General features: G+C 71.0%; 5 protein-coding genes. 3 read left to right on the top strand and 2 right to left on the bottom strand.

The window, feature by feature from the left end; all coding sequences use genetic code 11:
* Positions 1–64: 64 nt before the first annotated feature.
* Positions 65–1,033: a carbohydrate ABC transporter permease gene (locus TR49_RS03630; protein WP_042376940.1), complete on the top strand. Its 969-nt coding sequence runs from the start codon at positions 65–67 to the stop codon at positions 1,031–1,033.
* A gap of 1 nt (position 1,034) precedes the next feature.
* Positions 1,035–1,916, top strand: coding sequence for a carbohydrate ABC transporter permease (locus TR49_RS03625; RefSeq protein ID WP_084724510.1), 882 nt, complete (start codon positions 1,035–1,037; stop codon positions 1,914–1,916).
* Between the two features lie 60 nt (positions 1,917–1,976).
* On the opposite strand, the gene TR49_RS03620 is transcribed toward TR49_RS03625, so the two are convergent.
* Positions 1,977–2,321: a cupin domain-containing protein gene (locus tag TR49_RS03620; RefSeq protein ID WP_042376938.1), complete on the bottom strand. Its 345-nt coding sequence runs from the start codon at positions 2,319–2,321 to the stop codon at positions 1,977–1,979.
* 122 nt (positions 2,322–2,443) lie between these two features.
* Here TR49_RS03620 and TR49_RS03615 point away from each other — a divergent pair, with 122 nt between their 5' ends.
* Positions 2,444–2,671, top strand: a complete 228-nt coding sequence (locus TR49_RS03615) for a DUF3263 domain-containing protein (protein WP_052433966.1) — start codon at positions 2,444–2,446, stop codon at positions 2,669–2,671.
* Here TR49_RS03615 and otsB read toward each other — a convergent pair.
* A partial coding sequence (otsB, locus tag TR49_RS03610; RefSeq protein WP_042376934.1) for a trehalose-phosphatase occupies positions 2,643–3,501 on the bottom strand: 859 nt, incomplete at its 5' end. The two genes, TR49_RS03615 and otsB, sit on opposite strands and share 29 nt — an antisense overlap.

Below are 3,501 nucleotides of genomic sequence, written 5' to 3'. Positions count from 1 at the left end.
GGCGGCCGGCCGGCGGGACTCACCCGCCGGCCGGCCCCTCGGCGCGTTCGCGATGGAGCAGACCATGACGCAATCGACCCAGGCCGGCCTGCTGGAGCCGGCGCCCGGGAGCGACGGCACCCCACGCCCGACGGCCAGGACCGTCGGCGGCGGCCGCCGCGTGCTACGCGCGCTCGCGCCCCTTCCGTGGATCACACCCGCCACCGCCCTGATCCTGTTCGTGGTGATCTGGCCGGTGGTCTCGATGTTCCTGACTTCGCGTCAGCACTTCGACTCCATGGGCTTCGACCAGGGCAGCGCGGGCTGGGGCAACTTCACCAAGCTGTTCGACGAGCCGGACCTGCCCGGCGTGCTCGTGCGCACCGTCATCTGGGTGGTCGCCGTGGTCGGCCTCACCATCCTGATCTCGCTGGGTGTGGCCCAGATGTTCAACAAGCAGTTCCCGGGCCGCAAGGTCGCCCGCTGGGCGCTGATCGCGCCGTGGGCCGCCTCGGTCGTGATGACCTCCATCGTCTTCAAGTGGATGCTCAACCCGAGCAACGGCACGATCCTGGTGCTGATGCACGACCTGGGCTTCATGAAGAACTACAACAGCGTCAACTGGCTCTCGCAGCAGACGCCGGCGTTCATCTGGGAGATCGTCGTCGCGATCTTCGTCTCGGTGCCGTTCACCACCTACGCGCTGCTGGCCGGACTCCAGGGGGTGCCGGAGGACGTCTACGAGGCCTGCCGCCTGGACGGCGCGGGCTCGGTGCGCACCTACTGGTCGATCACGCTGCCGCTGCTGCGTCCGGCCCTGCTCGTGGCGGCCCTGATCAACATCATGAACGTCTTCAACTCGTTCCCGATCATCTACGAGATGACGGGCGGCGGTCCGGGCAACCAGACCTCCACCACGACGCTGTTCATGTACAACACCCAGCAGACCAGCATCGGCGAGGCAGCGGCGATGTCCGTGGTCAACTTCGGCTTCATCATCGTGGTCGTCCTGTTCTTCCTGCGGGCGTCCCGGTGGAACACCGCGGAGGACTGAGATGACCACTGTGACCGCGCGCCCGACCCCGGCCGCCGCCTCCGCCCGGAAGGCCCCCGCCCCGCGCAGGCTGCCCCGCCCGCGCACGGTGGCGCTCGCCGGCGGCGCCTACCTGATCGGGCTGATCTTCCTCCTCCCGTACCTGGAGATGGTGATCACAGCCCTCCGGCCGGGCAACGAACTCCACGACCGCGACCTCTTCCCGAGCCACCCGACCCTGGCCAGCTTCACCGACATCTGGTCCACCGGCCTCGGCACCAACCTCGGCACCAGTCTTGAGATCGCCTTCGGTTCCACCGCTCTGGTGCTGCTGGTCGCGATCCCGGCGGCGTACTACACCGCACGCCGCAACTTCCGCGGCAAGGGCCTGTTCCTGCTGCTGGTGCTGATCACCCAGATGTTCCAGCCGACCGCGATGATCGTCGGCATCTACCAGCAGTTCCTCCAGTTCAACCTGATCGACTCGGTCTGGTCGCTGATCCTGGTCAACGCCGGCTTCAACATGGCCTTCGCGGTGTGGATCCTGAACGCCTACTTCTCGGCGATCCCGAAGGAGATCGAGGAGGCGGCGATCGTCGACGGCTGCAGCCGCGTCGGCGCGATGTTCCGCGTCATCCTCCCGCTGGCGGCCCCGGGCATCGTCACCGCGCTGATCTTCACCTTCATCGCGGCCTGGAACGAGTTCATCGTCGCGCTGACCCTGACCACCCAGAGCGGCCCGCGCACGCTCACGGTCAAGATCTCCAACTTCGTCGGCGAGTACGCCACGGACTGGCAGCACCTGTTCGCCGCGTCCGTCATCGCCACGATCCCGGTGATCATCCTCTTCGCCCTGATCGAGGGCAAGGTCGCCTCCGGCCTGACGGCGGGGTCGGTGAAGTAACCGCACGCAAACACGCAAGGGCGGCCACCCTCGGGGTGGCCGCCCTTGCGTGTGCCCCGGCTACGGCAGGGTGATGTGGTACGCCTTGCGCAGCGTCTCGTGGACGGTCCAGGTGGTCTCGTCGCCCTCGCGCAGGACGCAGGCGTCGCCCGGGCCGACGTCGAAGGTGGGGCCGCCGGACACCGCGATGGTGGCGCGGCCGGAGACGACGACGAAGAGCTCGTTGGCCTCGGTGTCGGTGACCACGCCCGGGGTGATCTGCCAGATGCCGCGGATCTGCCTGCCGTCCTCCGACTCCCACAGGACCTTGCCGGAGACCTCCGGCGTGCCGGAGACGATCTGGCTCGGGTCGAGCGGGTCGGGCTCGAGCTCGGCGTCGGGGATGTGCACGGCGAAACTGGTCATGGCGTCGACGGTAGTGCGTGCGCGTCACCGGTGGGGGTGACAGATTGCGTCACAGGCAGGCGGCAGAATGACAAGTCGTATGGTCGGGTGAGTCCCCCGGAAGCGTGCTGGAAGGAGCGACGGTGGAGGAGCTGACGCAGCGCGACCGCGCCGTGCTGGCCTTCGAGGCGCGCCCGTGGCGGGCGCGCGGCGCCAAGGACGCGGCGATCCGCGAGGAGCTCGGCCTCTCGCCCACCCGCTACGCCCAACTCCTCAACGCCCTGCTCGACCGCGAGGCCGCCCTCGCCTTCGATCCGGTGCTGGTCAACCGGCTGCGCCGGATCAGGGACGAGAAGCGAGCGCGGCGCTGAGCGCCTCCAGCAGGGCGACCACCCCGGCCGGACCGGAGAGCACGAGGTCGGCCCGCTCTGCGAGCGCCGCCAACGGCGGCTCGCCCGTCGTCGGCGCGCTGTAGCCGAGCACACCCGGGCGGCCGACGGACCGCAGGTCCTCGACCGCGTCGTAGGCGGCCACGTCACCGAGGTCGTCGCCGACGTAGAGGACGGCTCCGGCCTTCCGCTCGTCGAGGAACGCCGTCAGTGCGGCGCCCTTGTCCACACCCGGTGGACGCAGCTCCAGCACCATCCGCCCCGGCTCGACGGTGAGCCCGTGCTTGGCCGCCAGCGCGCGCAGCGGCGCGTCCAGCGCCGCCAGGGTTCCGTCCGGGTCCTCGGTGCGCCGGGTGTGGACGGCGATGGCGCGGCCCTTGTCCTCGATCCACGCGCCGTCGGGCGCGCCCACCCGCTTCAGCTCGCGCGGCAGCTCCGCGCGCAGGGCCGCGACGCCGGGATGGTCCGCCGGGGCGCGCACCTCGCCGGTCTGCGCGTCCCAGCGCTCCGCGCCGTAGTGCCCGAGGATCGTCAGGTGCTCCAGCCCGGGCGCCCCCACGAACCCGCCGTACTCGGCGGCGGTCCCCGCCGGCCGCCCCGTCACCACGACCACCGCGTCGAGCAGCGGCGCGAGCCGCTGCAGCGCGGGCACGACGCCCGGGTGGGCGCGCGCGGAGTCCGGGTCGGGGACGATCGGCGCCAGCACGCCGTCGAAGTCCAGGGCGACGACCGCCCGCCGCGGCTCGGCGGCCAGCGCCGCCAGCCCGGCGGAACCCGCCTCGGTGCGCGGCGTCGGAAGACCGGCGGGGGGC

Source organism: Streptacidiphilus melanogenes, from assembly GCF_000787835.1.
In the GTDB taxonomy this organism is placed as follows: domain Bacteria; phylum Actinomycetota; class Actinomycetes; order Streptomycetales; family Streptomycetaceae; genus Streptacidiphilus; species Streptacidiphilus melanogenes.
This window is presented reverse-complemented; position numbering and strand designations above follow the sequence as displayed.